Raw genomic sequence first — 22,729 nt, forward strand, 5'->3', positions numbered from 1 at the left:
CCTCATCATCAGGGCCGCCGGCGCGGGAATCGCGGGACCCGTCGGCTTAGGCCGTCAACGCACGGCCCGCAGCATGACTGATGCGCCGCGTAGCGCGTCAAGCCGATACAGCGCCCTCATTTTATCTTGCATTCGACGAGGAACGACGATGGCGATCAGGCGGAAACTGAGTAGCATCCTTCAAGTCGAGCCCTATGAGGGGCCGTCGGGAGGGTGGGGATCGGTGCGATCGCTGGCGAAGAGCCTCACCCGTGAGCATGTGCCGTTGAGGGGCAGCCGCGTGCTGCTCAGCCAGAACAAGACCGGCGGGTTCATGTGCGTGAGCTGCGCCTGGGCAAAGCCTGCCGATCCTCGTGTCTTCGAGTTCTGCGAAAACGGCGCCAAGGCGACGACGTGGGAGATCACGCATAAGCGCGTCACGCCCGAGTTCTTCGCTGAAAGAACGGTCACCGAGCTTGAAAGCTGGGACGATCACGAGCTCGAAGCCGCTGGCCGGTTGACCCATCCCATGCGCTGGGACGCCACGATCGACAAATATGTTCCGGTAAGTTGGGAAGAGGCGTTTTCGGAAATCGGACGGGAGTTGCAGGCGCTTCAGCCGGAGCCGGATCGTGCCGTGTTCTACACCTCCGGCCGGGCTTCGCTGGAAGCTGCGTTCATGTACGGTCTCCTCGCGCGCGCCTACGGCACCAACAATCTTCCCGACAGCTCCAACATGTGTCACGAGACGAGCTCGGTCGCGCTGCCTGAAAGCATCGGCGTGCCGGTCGGGACTTGTACGCTTGACGACTTCGAGAAGACCGACTGCATCTTCTTCTTTGGACAGAATGTCGGCACGTCCAGCCCGCGCATGTTGCACCAACTGCAGGAAGCGGCGCGCCGCGGTGTGCCGATCGTCACGTTCAATCCGCTGCGGGAGCGCGGGCTCGAGCAGTTCGTCAATCCGCAGGCACCCGGCGAGATGCTGGCGGATATGCCGACCCGCATCAGTTCGCAGTATCATCAGGTCAAGAGCGGCGGCGATACCGCGGCGATCATGGGAATCGCGAAGGCACTGCTCGCGCGCGAGGCGCGGGCTGATCGAGGCGCTCACGTGATCGATTGGGCGTTTGTCCGCGAGCATACGCACGGCTGGGACGATTTTACCTCGGCGGTCAATCGCTGCGAATGGTCCGAGATCGAGCAGCGATCGGGATTAAGTCGGGATGCGCTGGAGGTTGCCGCTGCGGTCTACGCGCAGGCGAAATCCGCGATGTTTATCTACGGCATGGGCTTGACGCAGCACGAGCGAGGCGTCGAAACCGTGCAGACCGTGGTCGATCTAGCGCTGATGCGGGGCAATATCGGCAGGCCCGGCGCCGGCATCTGCCCGGTGCGCGGCCACTCCAACGTGCAGGGGCAGCGGACGGTCGGCATCACGGAAAAGCCGGAGATGGTGCCGGCAGACAGGATCAAGGAGCTGTTCGGAATCGACGTGCCCAAAGGCAAAGGCCTGACCACGGTCGAAGCTTGCGCGAAAATCATTGATGGCTCGGTGCGCGCAATGATTTTGCTTGGCGGCAACCTCGTGCGCTCTGTTCCGGAGCACCGCCTGGTCGAGCCGGCGTGGCGCAAGCTGCGTTTGACCGTCAACATCCTGACCAAGCTCAATCGCTCCGCGCTGGTCCACGGCGAGGTCTCTTACATCTTGCCATGTCTCGGACGCATCGAGTTCGATGAGCAAGCGAGCGGGCGACAGGCGGTGTCCATGGAGGATTCCACCGGTTGCATGCACGGATCGCGGGGGCAAGTGCCGGCCGCCAGCGCACACCTGTTGTCCGAACCGAAGATCATCGCGGAATTGGCCAAGGCCGCGGCGCCGGGTCGCTCGACCATTCCCTGGGACGATTGGGTTGCGGACTATAGCCGGATACGCGATGCGATTGCGGCGACGTATCCTGACATCTTTCACGATTTCAATGCTCGGCTTTGGCAACCGGGCGGCTTTCACCGTCCGCTCGGCGCGCGTCATCGGCAGTGGAAGACGGCCACCGGCAAAGCGAACTTCATCGTGCCGTCCTCGCTGGCGAGCGATCCTGGCGCGGAAGCGCGCGATCAAGATGTGGTGCAACTCATCACACTGCGCAGCAACGGTCAGTTCAACACCACGATTTACAGCTACGACGATCGCTTTCGTGGCATCTATGGGTCGCGTCGCGTCGTATTGATGCACCGCAACGACATCAATCGGCTCGCGCTGGCCGAGGGGAGCATGGTGACGCTGTCGACAGCGGTCGACGACGGCGTAACGCGGGAGGTCCAGGGACTGCGGGTGGTCGCCTACAATATCCCGGAAGGATGTGCGGCCGGCTATTATCCTGAGTGCAACCCGCTGCTGCCGCTCTGGCATCACGAGAAGAAGGCAAAGACACCCGCCGCGAAATCGATTCCGGTGCGTGTAAGAGCAGAAGGGCCCGGCCGGCCGGACGCTCGATCGGTCCGGCAGAGCTGATGCACGTTGTGCTCGAGCGTGCTTGCGCGGCAGGCGCGCCGGGATACTTCGTAACGGCTCGTCGCGGGAGCTCCGAGGTTACGCACGAGCAGGAACCTTGGGTTCAGGTTGCGATTGTCACGGCAGCAGAAGGAGACCGCGATGGCTACGCTTTTAGTCATGGATCACAGCGGCGACACCCGTCACCACTTCGATGCTGGGGACCGCGAGCAATTGGCCGGGGCAGAGGCCCGGTTCAAGCAGTTGATCTCGGATGGCTACACGGCGGCGACGCGGAGACCGAGCGGGAACACGGTGCTGGCGCGATCACTGGATCCGACGGCGGAAGAAACCTTGTTCTACCCGCGGCTGGTGGGCGGATGACGCGGCTTCGTCCGCGCGAGGCGTTGATGTCGCTCCGGGCCACGCGCATTACGCTTCGGCTAGGCCGATGAGAGCAGGACTCCGCGGCCGATAGGAACCAAGCAAATGGCGCGGGCTTAAGCCCAATGGTCCGGATCAGCGCGATCGGCTCATCGACCCAAATACGCGCGCGTCCGATCACGCGTCGCCGGCGCCACAGATTTTAGCAGGGTGGAAGCCCGCCGCGGCAGGACAAGCCAAATAGCCGTGGCGTACGTCGCGCCGGATCTTCGGCAGGCGCTGTCGGTTCAACCCACGGGCCGCCGATCCGGAACCATCAAGCAAGCGCCAACGGAGTAGCTCATGGACCTGAATAGCAAAAAGATCGCGATCCTCGCGACGCATGGCTTCGAACAGTCGGAGCTTGAAGTGCCACGCGACCGCCTGAAGAAGGCTGGCGCGGCGGTCGAGGTCGTCTCGCTCGCTTCGGGCGAGATCAAGGGATGGGACAAGAAGGATTGGGGCCGTCCGGTCAAGGTGGACAAGACGCTGGATCAAGCCGCGGCCACTGATTACGACGCGGTGGTCCTCCCCGGCGGACAGATCAATCCGGACCTGCTGCGCGTCGAGGCCAAAGCCTTGAAGTTCATCAAGGATATCTTCGACGCCAAGAAAATCGTCGCGGCGGTCTGTCACGGACCATGGCTGTTGATCGAGACCGGCATCGCCAAGGGCCGCAAGGTGACCTCGTACAGGTCGATCAAGACCGACATGGAGAATGCCGGCGCGAAGTGGCAGGACGCCGAGGTCGTCGTCGATCAAGGCGTGGTCACCTCGCGAAATCCCGGTGATCTCGAAGCCTTCAGCGCCAAGATCATCGAGGAGATCAAGGAAGGACGTCATACCCAACGCAGCGCGGCCTGAGGGATCGCTATGTCATTCTCGGACGAGATGAACCGCTGCATCGAAAGCTGCCTTGCCTGTTACAAGACTTGTCTTGGCACGGCAATGAACCATTGCCTCGTCACCGGCGGCAAACATATCGAACCCGTGCATTTCCGCCTGATGATGGCGTGCGCCGAGATGTGCCGGACCGCGGCGCACTTCATGCTGATCAACACGCCACACCACAAGCACACGTGCCGTGAATGCGCGGAAATCTGCGCCGAGTGCGCTGCGGATTGCGAACGGATTGGCGGCATGGATGAGTGTGTCGCAATGTGCAAAGCCTGTGCGGAGGTCTGCCGGAAGATGGCCGGCTAACCACTGGGCTCCGGACTATCGATATGGAGAACATCATGCACGACAGTACCATCAAGAAAGTCGCTCAAGGGACGGCTCCCAAGGGAGCGATGGGACAGACCTATCTCGTATCCGGCAAGCGTGTCGCGATGCGGCTCTGGGACAACGAGCAACCGCAGCAGAGTGATCCCGAGCAGCGGGATTACGAAACCGTCGGATACGTCATTGCGGGTCGAGCCGAGCTTACTCTCGAGGGACAGACAATTCGGCTGCAGAAGGGAGATTCCTGGCTGGTGCCCGCCAAATCTGAGCATAGCTATCGCATCCTGGAACCCTTCACCGCGATCGAGGCCACCTCGCCGCCGGCGCAAGTCCATGGCCGGGACGAGGCCTAGACGTAGGAGAGCCGGATGCTTGAGGAGAAACTAAAGGAAGCCATCGTCGGTGAGTTGATGCGTCAGGCGGCGGATCGGCCGGACGTTCTCCGCGTGCAGAACGCGCAGGAGCTCTCCGTGGCGGGCGCGATCGATCTGGACGCGCTTGTGATGGTGATCGCAGGCGCGGTCGCGGGCGGTCCCTAATACATCCTTGTCGGGAACAGATTGGGATTTCGCGCTTCTGTTCTCGAGGAGATCGCAAATGAACCGAGAGCCTTCAAAGCCGATGACGCATGATCCCGGCCGCCTCAGCGATTGGGGATCTCATGCGCAAACCGACACGCCCTGGAGGGGCAACCCGGAAAAGGAGCAGCGTTCCGGAGCGCACGCGCCCGATCTGGAAAAATGGCATGAATCGAACACGCACTGAATGCAGGAATACTGAAGGTGGGGAATGAAGAGAAGAGATGTCACCATTTCACTTTCATATCGTAAGTGACGACGGCGTGGTCGGCTCGACGGGCCAACCAGTCGCCGACCGCGATCAGGCCCTCGCGGTGGCAAAACGCCTCGCCATCGACCTTGCCGAGGAGCGAAAGGAATTTCTCGGTGGAGGTTATTTCGTCTCGGTGACCGACGACAACGAGCGCGAGATTCACCGTGAAAGCATCGATAGTGCCGAGAAGAGCGGCTGACCCGCGCCCGACAGGGCGGGCGGGGTGGTGCATCTTCTAGTCTCTAATCTAATCGGAGCTGACATAGTTGGCACGCCAAAGCAGCAACGTGACGACCAATGCCACGATCCCGCCGGCAATCAACATCCAAGGCACATAGTCAGCCACTGCTGCCAATCCATATGTTCGTGCCCCGCGAGGCCGAGCTTCGCGGAGCACGAGATCGTTCTTCGTCCCGAATACCTAGAGCTGCGCATGCTGTGCGGTCGGTCGCGAGATTTGGCTCAGCGCCATGCCTGCGCCGTTGTTCCCTTTGGCCTGCGCGATGTCGCCGAGCGCGATGATACCGACGAGCCGCTTGTCGCGGCTGAGGACGGGGAGGCGGCGCACCTGTATAGCGCCCATATTTTGCGCGATCTGCTCGATGTCCTCGTCCTCGAAGCAGTACTTCACGTCGGCGGTCATGATGTCGCCGACTCGCGTGTCCGGGCCGCGTCCCATCCCGACGCCGCGCACCGCGATGTCACGATCCGAGATCATTCCAATGAGACGGTCGTTATCGGTAACAGGCAGCAGGCCGACGGCGAGCGCTCCCATCGCTTCCGCAGCATCGCGGAGCGTGTTGTCGGGGGTGCATAGCTGAACGTCTCGTGTCATAGCATCGGAAACCTTCATGATCGGCCCTTCCGTTGGCTGGTTGCTTCAACCGCCTAACGATACGCCCGGAGCTCCGTTCCTAAGTTTGTCCGGCGTTCTGTGTGGTCAGATCGAAGGACTTGATGACGTAGTGCTGCTCCAGCAGGCGCAGAAGGTCGACCGGCGGCCGAGAATTCTCGGGACGTCGCCAATATACCTCGAACGCGTACTCCACGTCCGTCGAGGTGCCGCCGCCTCGCCGTTCCTGAAACCGCGCATGGTAATGTAGCGGTTCGATCAGCGTCGGCAGCGCCTCGATCACGCTGACATCGGCCGCACCACCAATCGTCAAGGTAGCGCGGTGGAGCCGGGGAATTCTGACATCGACCCATTTGAGGACCGAAAGCGTAACGACGCCAATGGCGGTTCCGACGCAACCAAGGACGAGCTGACCACCGCCGAGGCACAGGCCGATGACCGTGATCAGCCAGAGCGTGGCGGCCGTCGTCACGCCGGTTACGAGATCGCCCTTCTTGAGGATCGTGCCGCCGCCGATGAATCCGACGCCCGTCAGGATACCGAGCGGAAGCCGCATCAGGTCCATTTGGATGAAGGACGTTGAACCCTTTCCGTCGACGGTCAGCAGAAGATTGGCCTGAATCATCGACAGCGAGGCGGCGAGTCCGACCAGGATCGTGGTCCGCAAGCCCGCCGCACGTCCCCGCGCGCCACGATTAAAGCCTAGGATCATGCCGGCCAAAATTGTCAGAGCGAGGCGGACGGCGATGTCGGACCAAGTCGGGTGAAGCGGCACGTTCCGCCTCGCGCCTACGCAGGGCCTACGGCTGCAGTCCGAACCGACGTGCCGGATGATCGGAGGTGGGCGATCGCGCCGCGGTCATCGGTCGTTACCGCGTTGAGCGTTTCCGGCACAGCAGACGACATCGCATCGGCTCCCTTCCAGAGCACCCAATGCAGCCGTGGAACATTGGTTCCTATTTCCGCGATCGGTGAGCCTCCGGCTCAAGGAACTCGCAAAGCCGCTTGGCATCTGCTGGTGCCGCGCTCTTCTGATCATTGTCGAAATAGACATAGACGTCGTGTCCGCGCCTGCTCCAGGCGCGTATATGCTTCGCCCAATCAGCAAGCTGCGCCGGCCGGTAGTGGCCACTATATCGGCCGCCCGGGCCGTGGCCGCGGACATAGACAAAATCGGCGGTGCGCTCCCAGGGAGCCGGTGCGTCGTGATGATCGGAAATGCAGAGGGCGATATTGCGCGCGGCCAGAAGCTTCAGGATTCGCGCTTCGTACCAGCTCGGATGGCGGAATTCGAAGGCGTAGCGCCGGCGGCGCTTCAGAAGTTTGAGAAACCCTGCAAGACGATCAGCATCGATGGTGAAGTTCGGCGGCAGTTGAAACAGGACGGGCCCGGCCTTGCTACGGAGCAGTGACAGCCGATCCTCCAGCAGTTCGAGGCTATTGACCGAGGTCTCGGACAGCCGCTTCCAGTGGGTGATGAATTTCGAGGCCTTCCAGGCAAAGACGAACTCGGGATCGGTCGCATCGCGCCAGCCTATAACTGCCTTTTCCGTGGGAGTGCGATAGAAGACGCCGTTCAGCTCCGTCGTGCGGAACTGGCCCGCGTAATAGTCGAGCTGGCGATTCAGCGGCAATCCCTCCGGGAAGAACGGACCGCGCCAGGAGGCATAGTGCCAGCCGGATGTACCAATCAGAACGCGCGCCATCTCAACACGGATCGTGGCATCGGGCATCCTCTACGACTTGGCGGTCCGGTCGCGCCCGGCAAGGTCAGCCTCCCAACCAAATACGGACCGGCCATCGAGGGTTGGGGAACGGGCGCGTTCGGTCGCCACAAAAGCATCGAATGACGGCCCACTTGCCGTCCGCTCCAGCCTGCGCGCCTGCTCGTCAAGCCGCTTGAGCGCCTGGATCTGCGTGTCGCGGCCGAGCTTTGCCTGCTGCACAGCCGATTTCAGCACCCGAATGGTCTCGTCGTAGACCTTGATGGGCACCGGAAAAGGATGGCGGTCCTTGCCACCGTGGGCGAGCGAGAAACGCGCCGGGTCCCGGAAACGATAAGGCGTGCCATGGACGACTTCGGCCACCATGGCCAAGGATTCTACGGTGCGCGCGCCGACACCAGGCATCAGCAACAGATCGGGGAAGTCCAGCGGCCCGCGATCCGCGGCGGCGGCCAGCGTGCCGTGCAGGCGCCGGATGAAAACATCGCTTGATCGGACATCATGATGGGACGGCATGATCAGGTGCAACAGGTCCGCTTGTGGCGGGGCCCTGTCCGTCAGCTTGGCATATTGGTGCGCGATGCCGTCCGGCCCGAGCGCAGCGAGCAGGTCGAGCTGCGCCTGGCGCGAGGCTTCGGCGCGGTGATCGGTGAGGTTGACGATCTCGCCCTGCGGGGGACCATCGATCGCACTGTGCGGTTCATCGACAAAATCGCGCAACCCCTCGGAATGCCAATGATAGCGTCGCGCCTGCCGTTTGCGGTCGTTCATGCCTTGCTGGACCACGGTCCACCTGCCATCCCCGGTGACGAAGAAGCCGTGGAGGTACAACTCGAACCCGTCCTGGACCGCCGCGCTGTCGACCTTGGCCACCAGCCGGCTGGCGCGGGTCAGGGCAGTGCCGTCGAAGCCGACACGCTCGCCAAGCGCCGATAGCTCTTCGGGGGTACGTCGCGAATGCCTGCCGCGCCCACCGCACACATAGATTCCCAGTTCGTCCTGCATCGGCGCCAGCCCGCGCTTGAGCGCGCCGATGACGCTGGTGGTAATGCCGGAGGAGTGCCAGTCCATACCCATGACCGCACCGAATGATTGGAACCAGAACGGATGCGAGAGCCGTTGCAGGAATGCGTCCCGTCCGTAGTGATGGACGATGGCTTGCGTGATGATCGCGCCCAGCGTCGCCATACGTTCAGCGAGCCAAAGCGGCACACGTCCGCCGTGGAGCGGGAGGTCGGCACTGCCAGTTCGTCGGGCCATCGCGTTCCCTGATCCTGAATCTGCTTGACCCTAACAGCAAATGCGACGGCGCGCATTCTGGCAAGGGCCGGTGGGTTCGTGATGTGGCGACGCGAGCAGTTCGGTGCCAGACGTACGAAGCCCCTGTTAGGAACAACGCGCGCAGGCAGGAGGTTAGGCGATTGAAGCGGGCGGCATCAGCATCCGAAAGAGGCCCCTATGTGCGAGTCCAGCCTTCACTCCGTTTTGTCGCGGGCGGCTATGGTCCGCAAGTCGATCAGGGCACGTGAACGCGACCCCATCTAGCTCCGGGTGTATCAAGTGAATCGTCCCGCCCGAACCGTTATCATCACCGGCGCTTCCGCCGGGATTGGTCGCGCGATCGCCGGTCGTTTCGCTCGGGCGGGCGATCGAGTCGGCCTGATCGCGCGAGACCCGGCTGCACTGGAGGACGTCCAGCGCGAATTGCTGCTATCCGGCGCCAAGGCTGTGGAATGGGTAGCGGTGGACGTATCCGATGCTGCGGCGGTGTTCGCCGCTGCCGATCAACTCGAGCGGCGGCTCGGCTTTATGGATATATGGATCAACGACGCCATGGAAACCGTGTTCTCAACGGTGGCCGACATTGATCCTGCGGAATTCCGGCGAGTGACAGAGGTCACCTATCTCGGCTTCGTGCATGGCACCATGGCAGCGCTACGATCGATGCGGCCGCGCCGGCGAGGTCGCATCATCCAGATCGGATCCGCGTTGGCCTATCGCGGCATTCCCCTGCAAGCGGCCTACTGTGGTGCCAAGCACGCGATGCGCGGATTCACCGATTCGCTCCGTGCGGAGCTGTTCCACGAAAGATCACCCGTGACCGTGAGTATCATCGAGCTGCCGGCGGTCAACACGCCGCAATTCGACTGGGCACGAGCGCACATTCCGCGCACGCCACGGCCGATGGGAGCGCCTCTCGAGCCGGAAGCAGTTGCCGACGCGGTTTTTCGCGTGGCCGAAGGATCGTCACGCGAATATTGGCTTGGCCTGCAAACGATCCTCACGATTCTCGGCAACAGCATCGTTCCTGCGTATTTCGACCGCTACCTGGCGCGTAAGGCCGTGGCGGGTCAGCAGACCGGCACTCCGCTCTCCATCGGTCGCGACGACAACCTGGATCACCCGGTCACGGCGTTGCATCGGACCCGGGGCTTGTTCAGCGCAGGGGCGTCGCACCATGCGCCACTGGCGGTGGGGTGGTTGGCGCGGGCCGCCTCTGTCGTCATCGGCGCGACGTTGCTTTTCGCGGCTGGAGCCGCTGCCGGCAGGCGCCGCTCGTCAAAGTAATGAAAGCAATAGTGGTCAGAGCCCCGCCAGTTCGCCGCGCCGGCTCATTGCTCTGATCCGGTCAGCAGTGCGGCAGGCAATCGCCTGGATGGTCAGCGAAGGATTGACCCCGCCGACGGTCGGAAATACCGAGCCGTCGCAGATCCATAAATTGGGGATGTCCCAGCAGCGGCAATCGGCATTGACGACGCTGCTCGCGGGATCATCGCCCATCCGGGCGGTTCCATTGAGATGACAGGTGTCGTCGTCCTCATCCCATATATCGTGGGCATCCACTGCTTCCAGCGCCCGACGCATGAACTTGAGCGAATGCGCGATCAGGCGCTTGTCATTGTCGCAGAAGGAATAGGTGACACGTGGGATGCGCAGCCCGTTTTGATCGAGCTCGTCGGAGAGGGTCACGCGGTTGCGCTCCTGGGGCAGTGTCTCGCCGACAATCTTGAGACCGACCTGATGGTTGTAGTTCTCCATGGCGTCGAGCAGCGCCTGCCCCCATAGTCCGCGCTTGCTGGCCTGCGTCGTGCCCCACACGATCGGCAGCGGGCCTTGGCTCATGTAGCAATAGCCGCCGTGGAAGTCCTTGCCCTTGTCCGTGTAATTCCAGTGCTCGGTGATCGCGAGCGAAGGCGGCCCTTTGTAAGAGCGGATTTCCTGGTCCATCACGCCCCACACCGCCTGATTGGACTGCACCATCAGGTTCTTGCCGACCAGCCCGGAGGAATTGGCCAAACCATCCGGGAACTTTCCGCTGGCCGAGTTGAGCAGCAGGCGCGGTGTCTCGATTGCGTAGCCGGCGACCACGACATTCTTTGCTCTCTGGAAGCGCCAGCGGCCCGCGCGCAGATAGTGGACGCCGGTCGCGAGCCCGGTGCGGTCGTGCTCGATCGACCCCACCATCGCAAGGTCGCGGATCTCGGCGCCGGCCCTGAGCGCACGCGGCAGCCACGTCAGCAGCACGCTCTGCTTGGCATTCGTGGAGCAGCCGATCACGCACATCCCCCGATAGACGCACGGATGAGCAAGCCCGCGGGGGGCGGAAAGCGTGGCCAGCGGCGTCGGCGTCCAATCGATGCCAAGTGCTTCGGCGCCTTCGGCAAGGACCAGGGCGGCTGCGTTCAGCTCGTGCGGACGATACGGATAGCGCGGACGCTTGGGCCCCCAGGGATAATGAAGCGGTCCGGAAATCTTCAGAACCTGCTCTACCTCGGAGTAGTAGTCCCACATTTCGCGCCAATCGATCGGCCAGTCGACGCCATAGCCAAGCTGGCTGCGCGATTTGAACCATTCGGGCCGAAACCGAAGCGATACCATGGCGAAGTGAACGGTCGATCCGCCGACGCTCTTTCCCGAATTGTTGGCGCCGAGCTGAAGCGGATTGTCGCCGTCGACGATTCGCCTGTCCGTCCAATAGAGCTTCGACTGATGCATCTCGTCGGAGGCGAAATCCTCGAGCGGACGCCAGTAGGGTCCCGCGTCGAGCGCGACAACGGAGAAGCCATACTCAGCCAGCTTGCAGGCAAGCGTTCCGCCTCCCGCGCCTGTCCCGACGATCGCGAAGTCGACCGCCTCATCCTCCGGGTATTCGCGCATCGGAACCCAAGCGCCCGGCCTGAAGACATCAGGTGCGCGTCCGTTCAAGGCCCTCGGCGAGGTCTCATCCCACACGTTCGTTCTCCCGGCGCGCCTGATCTTCCCGGCCGGGTGACGCCTCTGCCGCTTCCCAGGGGTCGCGGCGGTCGAAGTTCATGCGCACATAGCCGCGCGGGCTTGCCGGTCCGCCAAAGCCGATTTCATTCCATGACGCGGGGTGCGCGTAGTAGGCGCTAACGATGTCGTGCAGCATCCGCTTGGCAAAGAAGGTCGCTGCCGGCATATCCTCCCAGGCGTCGCTTGATACTTGTCCGCGCTGGATTTTGCCCAACAGCCAATGCTGCTGGTCATGACTCAAGTCGCAGAATGGCTTTTCGCACGCCGCCATGGCTTCGGCGTCAATGGCAGCCAATCCCAATCGCCAGGCCTTGTCTTGCTCGGGCAGCCGGGCATCGCGATAGCCGTCGCCCTTGCCGCCGTACAGCTTCTGGTCGATCATCGCCGCGAGTGGCGCCTTGACGGCACGATCAGCCGGTTGGGGGATGATTTGCTCGCACAGCGAGCGGAGCGTCTTCCACTCGGCTTCGTCGCAGAACCGGTGGAATTCGGGATCGAGGCCGCAGCGCGCATCAATCACCGCGCGGGTCTGGTCATTCCATGATACCGAGTTGCGCTTGTTAAGAACATTGTAGCCCGGATAGCGCTCAGTCATGAGAGCTAGCTTTCCCATTTCTTTCAACCAAGGCCAGGGCGGCAAGCCCCGCCAGCGCCAATCCCGTGAACGATGGCGGGGCAGGCAGGGGCGGACCGTTGAGAATGTTCTGGCTCCAATTGCGCCAGCCACCCATGTTGCGGGAAACGCCGTAGGCATGAAATCCGACCCCGGCAAAACCCAGCAGTGCCGTCAATCTGAGGCCAAGCTTCGCCGCCCGCCGCAATATGTTGCCGGGACGGAACAGCGTGGTGGTGAGAAGGCCGGCGGCAGCGGGTGGCACGGCAACGGGCAGAAACATCCCCGGGTTCTGGAAGGCGCCACGGAAGTGCAGCAAGCCTGCTTCCGCGACCGTTCCGGCCAGGCCCGCGGAAGCAATGATGCCCAGAACTTCGCCGGCCGGATATCCCAGAATTGTGGAGGCCTCATCGTCTCTCACTCTCTCCGCGCCGCGGCCGAGTATTCCAGCAAGCAACAACGCCGCCGGCGCGCCGACAGGTGCTGCATAGAACAGGTTGAGCCATGACAGGCCGCCCGGCCTTTTCATGATGTTGTATCCGTGGAAACCGAGCCCGGCTGCTCCGGTCAGCGCGGCGAGGCCATAGAGGCCGTCGCGAGCCACGCGAGATTTGCCTCGCGCATCCAGGATCCCAAGCAGGCTTGCAGCCAGAGCGGCGGCCGATACCCCCAGCGGAAGATACATCCAGCGGTTCTGGAAGGAGCCTCGATAGTGATCCAGTCCGCTGTCCACCAACACTGAAAGTGAGAGCAGGGCAGAGCTGAGATCGAGCTTACGTCCGATGTTGCTGCGCCATTCGCGATCGGGCGTCCGAGCCGGAGCTCTTGGCGCATATTTCTTGTTCAAGCTGGTCGCGGTCGCCTGCAGCGAGGCGAGCGCTGTGCGCTGCGCATCGACCGCCGGCACGCGTCTCATGCCAGCGCCTCCCCTGACGTATGGTAGGGAGCGGCATCCACGGCCTTGAAGCCAAGTCCGTGACCGAAGCGCGACAGATCGGGCGCGATGTCGCCGTCGCGAAGGGCCGGTGCGCCATCGAACAGCATCTGCTCGATGCGAACATGGTCGTGAAACCATTCGATGTGACGCAATCGCGGAACGGCGCAAGCGAGATGGCGATGCATGGACGGCGCGCAGTGCGCCGAGATGTCAATGTGCTTGGCCTCGGCCAACGCAGCTATTTTCAGGAAGCCGGTGATGCCGCCACAGCGTGTAACGTCGGCCTGTAGCACATCAACTGCGTCCTCCGATAAGAGGTGACGAGCGTCGTCGAGCGTGAAGACATACTCGCCAGCCGCGACTTCCAATCCGGCCGGCGTCCGGCTGCGAACGGCGTGCAGACCCGCTGAATCGTCGGACGAGACGGGTTCTTCGAACCAGCGAATGCCCAGGTCTTCCGTCAGGGCCGCGAAGCGCAATGCCTGCTTGACGTCGAACGCGCCATTGGCATCGACGAATAATTGACAGTCGCCAATCGCCTGCCACGCGAATTCTGCACGCTTCGGATCAAGCTCCGGGTCGCTGCCGATCTTCATCTTGACAAAGCGGCAGCCGTCGACTTTCGCCCAGCGTCCAAGTTGCTCGCCCAATTCCTCGTTCGAATAGGAGGTGAAACCGCCGCTGCCGTAGACTGGCACAGTGTCGCGGCAACAGCCCAGCAGCTTTGCCAGCGGAACGGCAAGCAGTTGTGCCTTCAAATCCCAAAGCGCGAGATCAATCGCCGAAATCGCGCAGCTCGCGATGCCGGACCGTCCGACATTGCGCACGGCGCGCTGCATCGCGGCCCAGCAGCCTGCAATATCGAAGCAGTCGCGATCGGTGATGGCGGGCGCCAGCAGTTCCTTGATCACGGCCACGACCGAGGCGTCGCCATAGGTCAGGCCGAGCCCACGCCTGTTGCCAGCACTGACGTGGGTGACGATAAGAGTCGTCGAGGTCCATGCGAGCGTACCATCCGCCTCGGGCCGGTCTGTCGGGATACGATAGGCCGCGCCGTCGATCTTGCCGATGGTCGCTCCGCCGTTCCGTTCAGTCATTGCCACGGTCTCCACCGCCCGGCAGGATGGATTCCAGAACCTGGCGCGCGGTTCCCTTGATGACGCGCGCTTCGCGAGGGTCTCCCTTGATCAGGCTTTCGCTGAATTTTTTGGCTTGCTTCAGCGTGATGTGTGGCGGCAGCGGCGGCACCTCGGGATCCGTCTTGACCTCGAGAACCACCGGCCGGTCAGCGGCCAAAGCTTCGTCCCAGGCAGAGCCAAGCTGGTCAGGATGATCGACGAAGAGCCCCTTCAGGCCGATCAGCTCGGCAAAACGATGATACGGCACATTGGGGATCTGTTGTGAGGCATTGAATTTGGGATCGCCTTCCATGACGCGCTGCTCCCACGTCACCTGATTGAGGTCCTCATTGTTCAGCACGCAGACGATGCAGCGATGGTCGCTCCACTTCTTCCAGTACTGCGCGATCGTGATGAGTTCGGCCATGTTGTTCATCTGCATGGCACCATCCCCGACCAGCGCGATGACGGGTCGGTCTGGATGGGCGAACTTGGCCGCGATTGCATATGGAACGGCGGCTCCCATGGACGCCAGACCGCCCGAAAGGGATGCCATCATCCCGCGTCTGACTTTGAGATCGCGGGCGTACCAGTTGGCGCATGATCCGGAATCGCTTGTCAGGATCACGCGATCCGGCAGGCGCGGCGATAGCTCCCAGGTGATGCGCTGCGGATTGACCGGTTTGGCCGGTTGCATGGCGCGACCTTCAAGCGTCTTCCACCAGTCCTTGAGGTTGGACGCAATCCGTTTGCGCCATGCCCCGTCACCCTTGTCGCGAAGAAGCGGCAACAGCGCCGTCAAGGTTTCGGCGGCATCGCCGACGAGGTTGACCTCCATCGGATAGCGCAACGACAGCATGTCCGGCGCGATGTCGATCTGCACGCCGCGGGCCTGTCCTTCCTTGGGGAGGAACTCGGAATATGGAAAGCCGGACCCGATCATCAGCAACGTGTCGCACTCGGTCATCAGATCGTAGCTTGGCTCGGTTCCGAGCAGGCCGATTGAGCCTGTGACCCAAGGGAGGTCGTCGGGAAGAGCGGCCTTCCCGAGCAATGCTTTCGCGGCGCCGGCGCCGAGCTTGTCGGCGACGGCAATGACCTCATCGGTCGCGCCAAGCGCGCCTGCGCCGACCAGGATAGCAACCTTCTTGCCTTGGTTGAGAATGTCTGCCGCCTTGCGAAGGTCGGCCTCGTACGGAACAACCTTCGGCTTGGTGAAGCCGATGCCCGAATGGATCGTGCCGTGAGCCCGTGGCGGCTCCTCGTACGCCGCCTCCTGCAAATCATTCGGAAGAACGATCGCCGTGACCCGCCTTTCGCCGAGTGCCGTGCGGATCGAGCGGTCAATCAGATGTCGAACCTGGGCCGGAGCCGAAGCCTGCTGCACAAAAGCGCCGGCGACATCCTTGAACATAGATGGGAGATCGACCTCCTGCTGGTAATGACCTCCGATTGCCGTTCGCGCCTGTTGCCCGGCGATTGCCAGCACCGGCATATGATCGAGCCGCGCATCGTACAAGCCGGTAACAAGGTGAGACGCTCCAGGTCCGGAGGTCGCAATACAAACGCCGAGCTCTCCGCTAAACTTGGCATAGGCGGAAGCCATGAACGCGGCCATCTCCTCATGCCGTGCCTGGATGAACTCTATCTTGCCGTTGGCCCGGTTGAGCGCACCGAACACGCCGTTAATGCCGTCGCCGGGATAACCGAAGATCTTCCGCACGCCCCAATCATGTAAACGATTGACAATGAAGTCGCCGACGGTCTGTGCCATGAGCTTGCTCTTCTGAAATCGGTGATGGCCGTGTTGGCCTTGTTCATTCAGCAACGGCACGGAGTTTGCGATGTTCCTGTCAAAACGATTAAGTGCAGCCCGCGTGAACTGTCGTCCTTCTCCGTCCAGCGGCAACTCAACCGTGCATCAAATCCGAGCGAGCGATCCAGCGACGGCGCAGGATTAATTTTCGCGTCGCAGGGTCGAGCTGAGGCATCGTCCGATGATGACGTTCGGCCCATCGCCTTCCATGAGGAGGGTAAGTACAGTTGTACTGCCGGCACCGGCGCCGACTGGAGGGACGCGCACGCCCGACTGGACCGCTTCAATCAGTCGAGCCGTTGTGATCGATCTCATGGGACGATACGGCCGAAGGAAATCCGAGCAAGTCTAACCGCTTAAGGCCGGATCCTCGGTGGATCTGCTTGGAGCGCCCGCGCAGGCGACCTCGAAGCCGGCTTAGGAACCATGGATTTCCGATCGCGTTGGGCCCAGGGGTTCGGCGCCAGGCATCGGGGTGGCTTGGCGGCGGTGAGAACGCGCATGCCGCACTTATTCCGACCATTCGCGGATACGGTGGCGCGCAGCGTCCTGGTGTCCATTGTGGTCGTGCCGCTTCTAGCAATCGGTCTCGCTTATTGGGTATCTGCATCAGAGCATATGACCGGCGAAGAGATCACGCTCGACCAGCCGGTACCCTTCAGCCACGCGCATCATGTCGGTGGTCTCGGCCTCGATTGCCGCTATTGCCACACCAGCGTCGAGTCGTCGCCTGTTGCCGGCATCCCGCCAACCCACACCTGCATGACATGTCACTCCCAGCTCTACACGCAGGCCGCGATGCTTGCACCGGTTCGGAAAAGCCTCGCAGAGGGTCGCCCGATCCACTGGAATAAGGTGAATCGGTTGCCGGCTTACGTCTATTTCGATCACTCGATCCACGTCGCCAAGGGCATCGGCTGCACGACCTGCCACGGCGACGTCGCCAACATGCCGCTGATGCGGCAGGCTGCTCCGCTCACCATGGGTTGGTGCCTCGATTGCCACCGCAATCCCGCGGCGAAGATGCGTCCGGTATCGAAAGTGTTCGATCCATACTGGAAATTTCCAGATGACCAGGCTGAGCAGGGGCTCATCCTGGCGCATCAATATCTCGACAACAAGCATCTCACGGACTGCTCGATCTGCCATCGGTGAGTCGTTATGGAAGCCACTCGCGATATCAGGCATGACCCGCACGCGTTGGACTCCGCAATGGATCGCCGTGCCGCATTGAAATTGTTCATGACTGGCGTTGCGGCCACGCTGGCTTCCTGCGGCCGCCCGCCGGAGGAGATCGTGCCCTATGTCGAGATTCCCGAACGTGCAACGCCCGGGGTACCGCTGCGTTTCGCAAGCGCGTTGCCGTTAGCCGGTTATGGTCGCGGAGTGATTGTCACCTCGGTCGAGGGGCGGCCCATCAAGGTCGAAGGCAACCCGCGGCATCCAGCCAGCCTCGGCTCGACCGATGTCTACGGCGAGGCAACGGTGTTGTCGCTCTACGATCCGGACCGCTCAAAAGCGCCCTATAGCGAGAACCGCACGCAGTCGTGGAGTGCGTTCGAAGCTGCGTTGCGCCCGCGGCTTGACCGTCATCATGCCGAACAAGGGAAAGGACTGGTGGTCCTGACACGGCGCATCACGTCGCCGAGCTGGCTTGCCCAGTTGGACGCCTTGAAGCGATCGATGCCGCAGATGAAGTGGTACCGCTACGAAGCGATTGACGACGATGCGATCCGCAACGGGGCGAAGATGGCGTTCGGCCGTCTCGCGACGCCGCTTCCGCGTTTTTCCGATGTCCGCGTCATGCTCACGCTGGATAGTGATCCCATCGGCCCGGGTCCCGAACAAATCAGCTATGCGCGCGGGATCGTCGACGCGCGGCGCCCGCAGGCGCCGGCGGACTCGTTGCGGCTCTATTCCGCCGAGCCGGACTGGAGCCTGACCGGAGCACTGGCCGATCACCGCATCGCCCTTCGGCCCGAGTTGATCCGCAACGTGGCGATCGAAGTTGCCCGCGCGATGGGCGCGGGATTTGAGCCGCCTGACCTACCGGATGAGATCAAGGAATTTGCCGCAGCCGCGGCAGCAGATCTTCAGGCGCGGCGCGGTGCGGGCCTGGTGATGGCCGGACCGCGGCAACCGTCCGAGGTCCATGCGCTTTGCCACTGGATCAACGCGCAGCTCGAAGCGCCGGTGGACTTCATCGCGCCTGTCGACCCCGTTACGGAGGGGCACACCGAGTCGCTGCGTAGTTTCGTTTCCGACGTGCGTGGGGGGCATGTCGAGACGTTGATCATCGTTGATGCCAATCCTGTCTATGACGCTCCCGGCTCGCTCGGACTAGATGAAGCGATCAAGGCAGTACCTTTCAAAGCGCATTTTGGCGGCTACCGCGACGAAACCGCACAACTGTGCACGTGGCATCTTCCGCTTACGCACCTGCTGGAAAGCTGGTCCGACATCAGGGCCTACGACGGAACTGCGAGCATTATCCAGCCGCTGCTCATTCCGCTTTACGACAGCCGCGATCCGCATCAGGTGTTGGCAACACTGCAGACGGAGGCCGGTCCGTCCACTCTCGATCTGGTTCGCAACCAATGGACATCGGCTGCTTCCGACAAAGACCGCGCGGATTTGTGGCGGCAAACGTTGCATGACGGAGTCGTCGCCAACTCGGCTTTCGCGAAGATTTCGCTGCCGTCGGTCAGCCTTCCCAAGGTCGCGCCGGCCACCGCCGCAGGGCGCTTTTCACTGGCGCTGGCCCCCGATCCTTCGGTGTTCGACGGAGCAATGGCCAACAACGCATGGCTGCAGGAATGTCCAAAGCCGTTCACCAGCCAGGTCTGGGGAAACGCGTTGCATGTCGCGGAGTCCGATGCGCGAGAGCTCGGGCTTGGCGACGGCGAAGCGGTCCAGCTCAAGCGCGGCGAAACGACGCTCGAAGTGCCGGTCTTGATCAGACACGGACAGGCGTCGGGTGTGCTGTCGACGACGCTTGGTTACGGTCGAAAGCATGCCGGGACAATCGGGTCCGGTGTTGGCTTCGACGTCTACCCCTGGCGCGACGCCGAGTCGCCGTGGCTGATCGACAACGTCACGGTTGTCAAAACCGCGCAACGAAGCGAAATATTGCAGACGCAGCACTTCTTCGATCTGGAAGGCGAGGCGGAAGCGTTGCAGCCGCGCCTGACGCTCGCGGACCTAGCCAGCGGCAATTTCCATTTCGAGCGGCCGGGCAGCAACCCGCCGACGCTCTACCCGCCGGTGGAGGCCGACACTTACGAATGGGCCATGGCGATCGACGCTTCGGCCTGCATCGGTTGCAACGCCTGCGTCGTGGCTTGCCAGGCGGAGAACAATATTCCGGTTGTTGGTCCCGACGAAATCGCCATGGGCCGCGACATGCATTGGATGCGAATTGACCATTACGTGGTCGACGGGCGTCCGGGCTTCAGTCCGACCCCCTGCATGCATTGCGAGCACGCACCTTGCGAGCCCGTCTGTCCGGTGGCGGCCTCGATTCACGATAGCGAGGGGTTGAACGTTCAGGTCTACAACCGCTGCGTCGGCACGCGCTTCTGTCAATCGAACTGTCCATACAAGGTCCGCCGTTTCAATTTCGCCGGTTACGCCGATGGCCAGGAGTACGGCAACCTCGGCGAGGATATCGTCAAGGCTGTCTTCAATCCGAACGTTACGGTCCGCAGCCGGGGCGTGATGGAGAAATGCACCTATTGCGTCCAGCGGATCAGCGTCGCCCGGCGTTCGGCCGAACGCGAAGGTCGCAGGCTTCGGGATGGTGAGGTGGTCACCGCCTGCCAGGCGGCGTGCCCCACCAAGGCGATCCATTTCGGAAACCTGTCCGATGCGAATTCACGCATCAACGCCTTGCGTGCCGACCCAAGGAGCTATTCGCTTCTAGGTGAGCTCGGGACACGTCCGCGAACGACTTATCTGGCCCGTCTGCAAAACCGAAACCCGGACTATGGGAAGGCCCGCTCATGACCATGGCGCTGACCATCCCGGTGGAGAAATCGGCCGAGCCAGAGCGATGGACACTGCCGGAGGCGCGCAGCCTGGAAGCCGTCAACGCAATCGTTGCGGCGCCCTTGCTGGAGCCTTCGTCCTGGAGCTGGCGTGCATGGTGGATCGGCTTTTGCGCAAGCCTCGCGGCAACGATCGCATTTCTGGTCACGGTTTTTCTTATCTTCTCTCGCGGCATCGGCATCTGGGGTGTGAACTCGACAGTTGTGTGGGGCTTCGCCATCGCCGACTACGTCTGGTGGATCGGCATCGGCAATGCGGGGACCCTGATCTCCTCGATGTTGCTGCTGATGCGTCAAAGATGGCGGGCATCGACCAATCGCTTCGCCGAAGCGATGACGCTGTTTGCGGCGACCATCGCCGGAATTTTTCCCATTATCCACCTCGGGCGGCCGCTCTATTTCTACTGGCTCACTCCTTATCCCAACACCATGCATGTCTGGCCGCAGTGGCGCAGCGCGCTGATCTGGGATTTCTGGGCGATCCTGAGCTACATCCTGTTCTCGATCCTGTTCTGGTATGTGGGCCTGATTCCGGATTTCGCGACGATGCGGGACCGGGCGCAGAAGCGGGGGCAGGCGGTCTTCTACGGTGTCCTCGCGCTTGGCTGGTGCGGCTCGTCGCGGCAGTGGCAAGTCTACGAAAAACTTCATCTCGCGCTCGCCTGCCTCGGCGTTCCCCTCGTCGTGTCGCTGCACAGCGTGGTCGGGATGGACTTTGCCGCCAGCCTGATGCCGGGCTGGCAGGAGACGATCTTCCCGCCGTATTTCGTGGTCGGTGCGATGTACTCCGGCTTTGCCATGGTCGCCTGTCTGGCGGCGCTGGTGCGGTGGGGCTTCCGCATGGAGGGACTGATCACAACGGAGCATTTCGATGTGATGGCCAAGATCATGCTGGCGGCGTCGATCATCATGGGTCTGTCCTACGCCACCGAATGGTTCAATGCATGGTACGGAGGCGAGCGCGCGGATCGCAGCCTCGTTGTGTTCGAATTCACCGGGCATTACGCGCCGATGTTCTGGGGACTTCTGCTCTGCAATGTGGCGATACCACAGGCATTCTGGTGGGCGGAAATCCGCCGCAGCGTGGCCGCTGTCTTCGTCATCGCGGTCATCATCAACATCGGGATGTGGCTGGAGCGCATTCTGATCATCTGGAACACGCTGTCGCACGACTATCTGCCGAGCGCATGGCGAATGTTTCTTCCGACCGTCTGGGACTGGATGGTGACATTCGGTTCGCTCGGCCTGTTCGCCCTGATGTTTCTCCTGTTTGTGCGCATCATTCCGGTCGTCTCGATGCATGAGGTGAGAAAGCTCGTTGCGGAAGGGGAGCGGCCATGACGCAGTTGCTTGTGGCCGAGTTTGCCGATCAGCGGCGCTTCATCGAGGCGGCTCGCTTTGCCCACGACGCACCCTGGCGTGTGGTCGAGGCGTACACGCCTTATCCGCTCGAGGAGCAGCCGGTTGCACACAGTCACACCGAGAGCCGGATACGTCCGGTGATGTTCGTCGGCGGCATTTTGACGGCGGCCCTGGCTTATGGCCTCGAATACTATTCGGCAGTCATCAATTACCCCTACGACAGTGGCGGGCGCCCACTGCACTCATGGCCGACTTTCATGCTGGTCCCGTTTGCGACCGGCATCCTCGTGGCGGCGATCTGCGGCTTCGTGACGTTTCTGTTCGAGGCGAGGCTGCCCCATCTCAGCAATCCGCTGTTCGCCTCGGATGGCTTTCAAGGAGCGAGTCAGGACCGCTTCCTGCTGGCGGTCGAATGTCTGGCGGACGGCAATCGATCGGCAGCAGCCGCAAAGCTCGCGGACTTCGGTGCCATCGCGGTGCGGGAAATTGCGCGATGAGACGTAACACCACAACGCTCCTGGGGATCGCGGCATGCGCCGGTCTGCTTGCCGGCTGCGATCTGAGCATGACGGTCCAGCGCAAGCTCACGACCTATGCACCGACCGCGCTATGGCCGGATGGTACGACGGCACGACCACTTCCGGCTGGTGTGGTCGCGCAGGGCGACATCGAGCGCGCGGCGGCTGCCAAGGATCCACCGCCGGTGACGGAGGCGCTGCTGACGCGGGGGCGGGAGCGTTTTGGCGTCTTCTGTGCACCCTGTCACGGTCTTGCAGGCGACGGGGACGGTGTCATCGTCGCGCACGGATTTCCGGCACCGCCATCCTACCACATCGATCGTCTTCTGGCCGCTCCGGCTCAGCACTTCTATGACGTCATCGGCAACGGCTATGGCGTAATGTTTTCCTACGCCGATCGCGTGCCGCCTCATGATCGGTGGGCAATCGCCGCCTATATCCGTGCCCTGCAATTATCGCGGCGAACCAAGGTCGCCGATGTACCCGATGTGGCGGAGCACGTCAGATGACCCCGCGCAG

At 62.4% G+C, this 22,729-nt stretch carries 23 protein-coding genes; 14 read left to right on the top strand and 9 right to left on the bottom strand.

The genetic code is table 11. The features are described from left to right. Positions 1-148: 148 nt before the first annotated feature. The 8 genes from P6U30_RS07185 (at position 149) to P6U30_RS07220 (ending at position 5,147) form a co-directional block, all read left to right on the top strand. A complete protein-coding gene (locus P6U30_RS07185) occupies positions 149-2,491 on the top strand; it encodes an FdhF/YdeP family oxidoreductase (RefSeq protein WP_407168732.1) in 2,343 nt (780 codons plus the stop codon). 141 nt (positions 2,492-2,632) lie between these two features. Then, a complete protein-coding gene (locus P6U30_RS07190; RefSeq protein ID WP_407150652.1) occupies positions 2,633-2,854 on the top strand; it encodes a hypothetical protein in 222 nt (73 codons plus the stop codon). A 342-nt stretch (positions 2,855-3,196) separates the two neighbouring features. Beyond that, on the top strand, positions 3,197-3,757 hold the full coding sequence (locus tag P6U30_RS07195; protein ID WP_407168733.1) for a type 1 glutamine amidotransferase domain-containing protein: 561 nt from the start codon (positions 3,197-3,199) through the stop codon (positions 3,755-3,757). Positions 3,758-3,784: 27 nt separating this feature from the next. Further along, positions 3,785-4,096 carry a four-helix bundle copper-binding protein gene (locus P6U30_RS07200; RefSeq protein WP_407168734.1) on the top strand — a complete coding sequence of 104 codons (312 nt, stop codon included), beginning with the start codon at positions 3,785-3,787 and terminating at the stop codon, positions 4,094-4,096. Positions 4,097-4,131: 35 nt separating this feature from the next. Beyond that, positions 4,132-4,470, top strand: coding sequence for a cupin domain-containing protein (locus tag P6U30_RS07205; protein WP_407168735.1), 339 nt, complete (start codon positions 4,132-4,134; stop codon positions 4,468-4,470). A 15-nt stretch (positions 4,471-4,485) separates the two neighbouring features. Then, complete coding sequence (locus tag P6U30_RS07210; RefSeq protein ID WP_407150658.1) at positions 4,486-4,656, top strand: hypothetical protein; 171 nt, start codon at positions 4,486-4,488, stop codon at positions 4,654-4,656. Positions 4,657-4,714: 58 nt separating this feature from the next. Beyond that, positions 4,715-4,882, top strand: coding sequence for a hypothetical protein (locus P6U30_RS07215; RefSeq protein ID WP_407168736.1), 168 nt, complete (start codon positions 4,715-4,717; stop codon positions 4,880-4,882). Positions 4,883-4,919: 37 nt separating this feature from the next. Next, positions 4,920-5,147, top strand: coding sequence for a DUF6894 family protein (locus P6U30_RS07220; protein ID WP_407168737.1), 228 nt, complete (start codon positions 4,920-4,922; stop codon positions 5,145-5,147). 222 nt (positions 5,148-5,369) lie between these two features. On the opposite strand, the gene P6U30_RS07225 is transcribed toward P6U30_RS07220, so the two are convergent. The 4 genes from P6U30_RS07225 to P6U30_RS07240 form a co-directional block, all read right to left on the bottom strand. Further along, complete coding sequence (locus tag P6U30_RS07225) at positions 5,370-5,801, bottom strand: CBS domain-containing protein (protein ID WP_407150662.1); 432 nt, start codon at positions 5,799-5,801, stop codon at positions 5,370-5,372. Between the two features lie 61 nt (positions 5,802-5,862). Next, the gene (locus tag P6U30_RS07230; protein ID WP_407170388.1) at positions 5,863-6,513 is read right to left on the bottom strand and encodes an MgtC/SapB family protein; all 651 of its coding nucleotides are present in this window, start codon (positions 6,511-6,513) and stop codon (positions 5,863-5,865) included. Positions 6,514-6,757: 244 nt separating this feature from the next. Further along, a complete protein-coding gene (locus P6U30_RS07235) occupies positions 6,758-7,507 on the bottom strand; it encodes a DUF72 domain-containing protein (protein WP_407168738.1) in 750 nt (249 codons plus the stop codon). Between the two features lie 30 nt (positions 7,508-7,537). Continuing rightward, a complete protein-coding gene (locus P6U30_RS07240; protein WP_407168739.1) occupies positions 7,538-8,785 on the bottom strand; it encodes a DUF763 domain-containing protein in 1,248 nt (415 codons plus the stop codon). A gap of 300 nt (positions 8,786-9,085) precedes the next feature. On the opposite strand from P6U30_RS07240, the gene P6U30_RS07245 reads away from it, so the two are divergent. Then, entirely contained in the window at positions 9,086-10,093 is a 1,008-nt protein-coding gene (locus P6U30_RS07245; RefSeq protein ID WP_407168740.1) for an SDR family oxidoreductase, read from the top strand. Positions 10,094-10,108: 15 nt separating this feature from the next. On the opposite strand, the gene P6U30_RS07250 is transcribed toward P6U30_RS07245, so the two are convergent. The 5 genes from P6U30_RS07250 to P6U30_RS07270 form a co-directional block, all read right to left on the bottom strand. Continuing rightward, the gene (locus P6U30_RS07250) at positions 10,109-11,758 is read right to left on the bottom strand and encodes a GMC family oxidoreductase (RefSeq protein ID WP_407168741.1); all 1,650 of its coding nucleotides are present in this window, start codon (positions 11,756-11,758) and stop codon (positions 10,109-10,111) included. Beyond that, entirely contained in the window at positions 11,748-12,395 is a 648-nt protein-coding gene (locus tag P6U30_RS07255; protein ID WP_407168742.1) for a gluconate 2-dehydrogenase subunit 3 family protein, read from the bottom strand. The genes P6U30_RS07250 and P6U30_RS07255 overlap by 11 nt, the downstream gene beginning before the upstream one ends. Beyond that, positions 12,388-13,329, bottom strand: a complete 942-nt coding sequence (locus P6U30_RS07260) for a hypothetical protein (RefSeq protein ID WP_407168743.1) — start codon at positions 13,327-13,329, stop codon at positions 12,388-12,390. Before P6U30_RS07260 ends, P6U30_RS07255 begins: the two co-directional genes overlap by 8 nt. Continuing rightward, positions 13,326-14,267 carry an enolase C-terminal domain-like protein gene (locus P6U30_RS07265; protein WP_407168744.1) on the bottom strand — a complete coding sequence of 314 codons (942 nt, stop codon included), beginning with the start codon at positions 14,265-14,267 and terminating at the stop codon, positions 13,326-13,328. The genes P6U30_RS07260 and P6U30_RS07265 overlap by 4 nt, the downstream gene beginning before the upstream one ends. Positions 14,268-14,439: 172 nt before the next feature. Beyond that, positions 14,440-16,242 carry a thiamine pyrophosphate-requiring protein gene (locus P6U30_RS07270; protein WP_407170389.1) on the bottom strand — a complete coding sequence of 601 codons (1,803 nt, stop codon included), beginning with the start codon at positions 16,240-16,242 and terminating at the stop codon, positions 14,440-14,442. 543 nt (positions 16,243-16,785) lie between these two features. On the opposite strand from P6U30_RS07270, the gene P6U30_RS07275 reads away from it, so the two are divergent. The 5 genes from P6U30_RS07275 to P6U30_RS07295 are packed head-to-tail and all read left to right on the top strand — an operon-like array spanning position 16,786 to position 22,719. Next, positions 16,786-17,439 (top strand): cytochrome c3 family protein, encoded by a 654-nt coding sequence (locus tag P6U30_RS07275; protein WP_407168745.1) that lies wholly within the window; start codon positions 16,786-16,788, stop codon positions 17,437-17,439. A gap of 57 nt (positions 17,440-17,496) precedes the next feature. Continuing rightward, a complete protein-coding gene (locus P6U30_RS07280; RefSeq protein ID WP_407168746.1) occupies positions 17,497-20,289 on the top strand; it encodes a 4Fe-4S dicluster domain-containing protein in 2,793 nt (930 codons plus the stop codon). Beyond that, complete coding sequence (gene nrfD, locus P6U30_RS07285) at positions 20,286-21,671, top strand: NrfD/PsrC family molybdoenzyme membrane anchor subunit (RefSeq protein ID WP_407168747.1); 1,386 nt, start codon at positions 20,286-20,288, stop codon at positions 21,669-21,671. Before P6U30_RS07280 ends, nrfD begins: the two co-directional genes overlap by 4 nt. Then, the gene (locus P6U30_RS07290) at positions 21,668-22,189 is read left to right on the top strand and encodes a DUF3341 domain-containing protein (RefSeq protein WP_407168748.1); all 522 of its coding nucleotides are present in this window, start codon (positions 21,668-21,670) and stop codon (positions 22,187-22,189) included. The genes nrfD and P6U30_RS07290 overlap by 4 nt, the downstream gene beginning before the upstream one ends. Then, positions 22,186-22,719, top strand: a complete 534-nt coding sequence (locus P6U30_RS07295) for a c-type cytochrome (protein WP_407168749.1) — start codon at positions 22,186-22,188, stop codon at positions 22,717-22,719. Before P6U30_RS07290 ends, P6U30_RS07295 begins: the two co-directional genes overlap by 4 nt. The last annotated feature ends 10 nt before the right edge of the window (positions 22,720-22,729 follow it).

Source organism: Bradyrhizobium sp. ORS 111 (assembly GCF_045571485.1).
GTDB lineage: Bacteria > Pseudomonadota > Alphaproteobacteria > Rhizobiales > Xanthobacteraceae > Bradyrhizobium.

What these genes read in the sequence shown, in the direction of transcription:
- P6U30_RS07190 (WP_407150652.1), top strand. Translation starts at nt 2,633, where the DNA reads ATGGCTACGCTTTTAGTCATGGATCACAGCGGCGACACCCGTCACCAC.
- P6U30_RS07230 (WP_407170388.1), bottom strand. Translation starts at nt 6,513, where the DNA reads ATGATCCTAGGCTTTAATCGTGGCGCGCGGGGACGTGCGGCGGGCTTG.
- nrfD (WP_407168747.1), top strand. Translation starts at nt 20,286, where the DNA reads ATGACCATGGCGCTGACCATCCCGGTGGAGAAATCGGCCGAGCCAGAG.
- P6U30_RS07280 (WP_407168746.1), top strand. Translation starts at nt 17,497, where the DNA reads ATGGATCGCCGTGCCGCATTGAAATTGTTCATGACTGGCGTTGCGGCC.
- P6U30_RS07295 (WP_407168749.1), top strand. Translation starts at nt 22,186, where the DNA reads ATGAGACGTAACACCACAACGCTCCTGGGGATCGCGGCATGCGCCGGT.
- P6U30_RS07200 (WP_407168734.1), top strand. Translation starts at nt 3,785, where the DNA reads ATGAACCGCTGCATCGAAAGCTGCCTTGCCTGTTACAAGACTTGTCTT.
- P6U30_RS07195 (WP_407168733.1), top strand. Translation starts at nt 3,197, where the DNA reads ATGGACCTGAATAGCAAAAAGATCGCGATCCTCGCGACGCATGGCTTC.
- P6U30_RS07235 (WP_407168738.1), bottom strand. Translation starts at nt 7,507, where the DNA reads ATGGCGCGCGTTCTGATTGGTACATCCGGCTGGCACTATGCCTCCTGG.
- P6U30_RS07255 (WP_407168742.1), bottom strand. Translation starts at nt 12,395, where the DNA reads ATGACTGAGCGCTATCCGGGCTACAATGTTCTTAACAAGCGCAACTCG.
- P6U30_RS07270 (WP_407170389.1), bottom strand. Translation starts at nt 16,242, where the DNA reads ATGGCACAGACCGTCGGCGACTTCATTGTCAATCGTTTACATGATTGG.
- P6U30_RS07185 (WP_407168732.1), top strand. Translation starts at nt 149, where the DNA reads ATGGCGATCAGGCGGAAACTGAGTAGCATCCTTCAAGTCGAGCCCTAT.
- P6U30_RS07225 (WP_407150662.1), bottom strand. Translation starts at nt 5,801, where the DNA reads ATGAAGGTTTCCGATGCTATGACACGAGACGTTCAGCTATGCACCCCC.
- P6U30_RS07240 (WP_407168739.1), bottom strand. Translation starts at nt 8,785, where the DNA reads ATGGCCCGACGAACTGGCAGTGCCGACCTCCCGCTCCACGGCGGACGT.
- P6U30_RS07260 (WP_407168743.1), bottom strand. Translation starts at nt 13,329, where the DNA reads ATGAGACGCGTGCCGGCGGTCGATGCGCAGCGCACAGCGCTCGCCTCG.
- P6U30_RS07205 (WP_407168735.1), top strand. Translation starts at nt 4,132, where the DNA reads ATGCACGACAGTACCATCAAGAAAGTCGCTCAAGGGACGGCTCCCAAG.
- P6U30_RS07215 (WP_407168736.1), top strand. Translation starts at nt 4,715, where the DNA reads ATGAACCGAGAGCCTTCAAAGCCGATGACGCATGATCCCGGCCGCCTC.
- P6U30_RS07275 (WP_407168745.1), top strand. Translation starts at nt 16,786, where the DNA reads ATGCCGCACTTATTCCGACCATTCGCGGATACGGTGGCGCGCAGCGTC.
- P6U30_RS07210 (WP_407150658.1), top strand. Translation starts at nt 4,486, where the DNA reads ATGCTTGAGGAGAAACTAAAGGAAGCCATCGTCGGTGAGTTGATGCGT.
- P6U30_RS07220 (WP_407168737.1), top strand. Translation starts at nt 4,920, where the DNA reads ATGTCACCATTTCACTTTCATATCGTAAGTGACGACGGCGTGGTCGGC.
- P6U30_RS07290 (WP_407168748.1), top strand. Translation starts at nt 21,668, where the DNA reads ATGACGCAGTTGCTTGTGGCCGAGTTTGCCGATCAGCGGCGCTTCATC.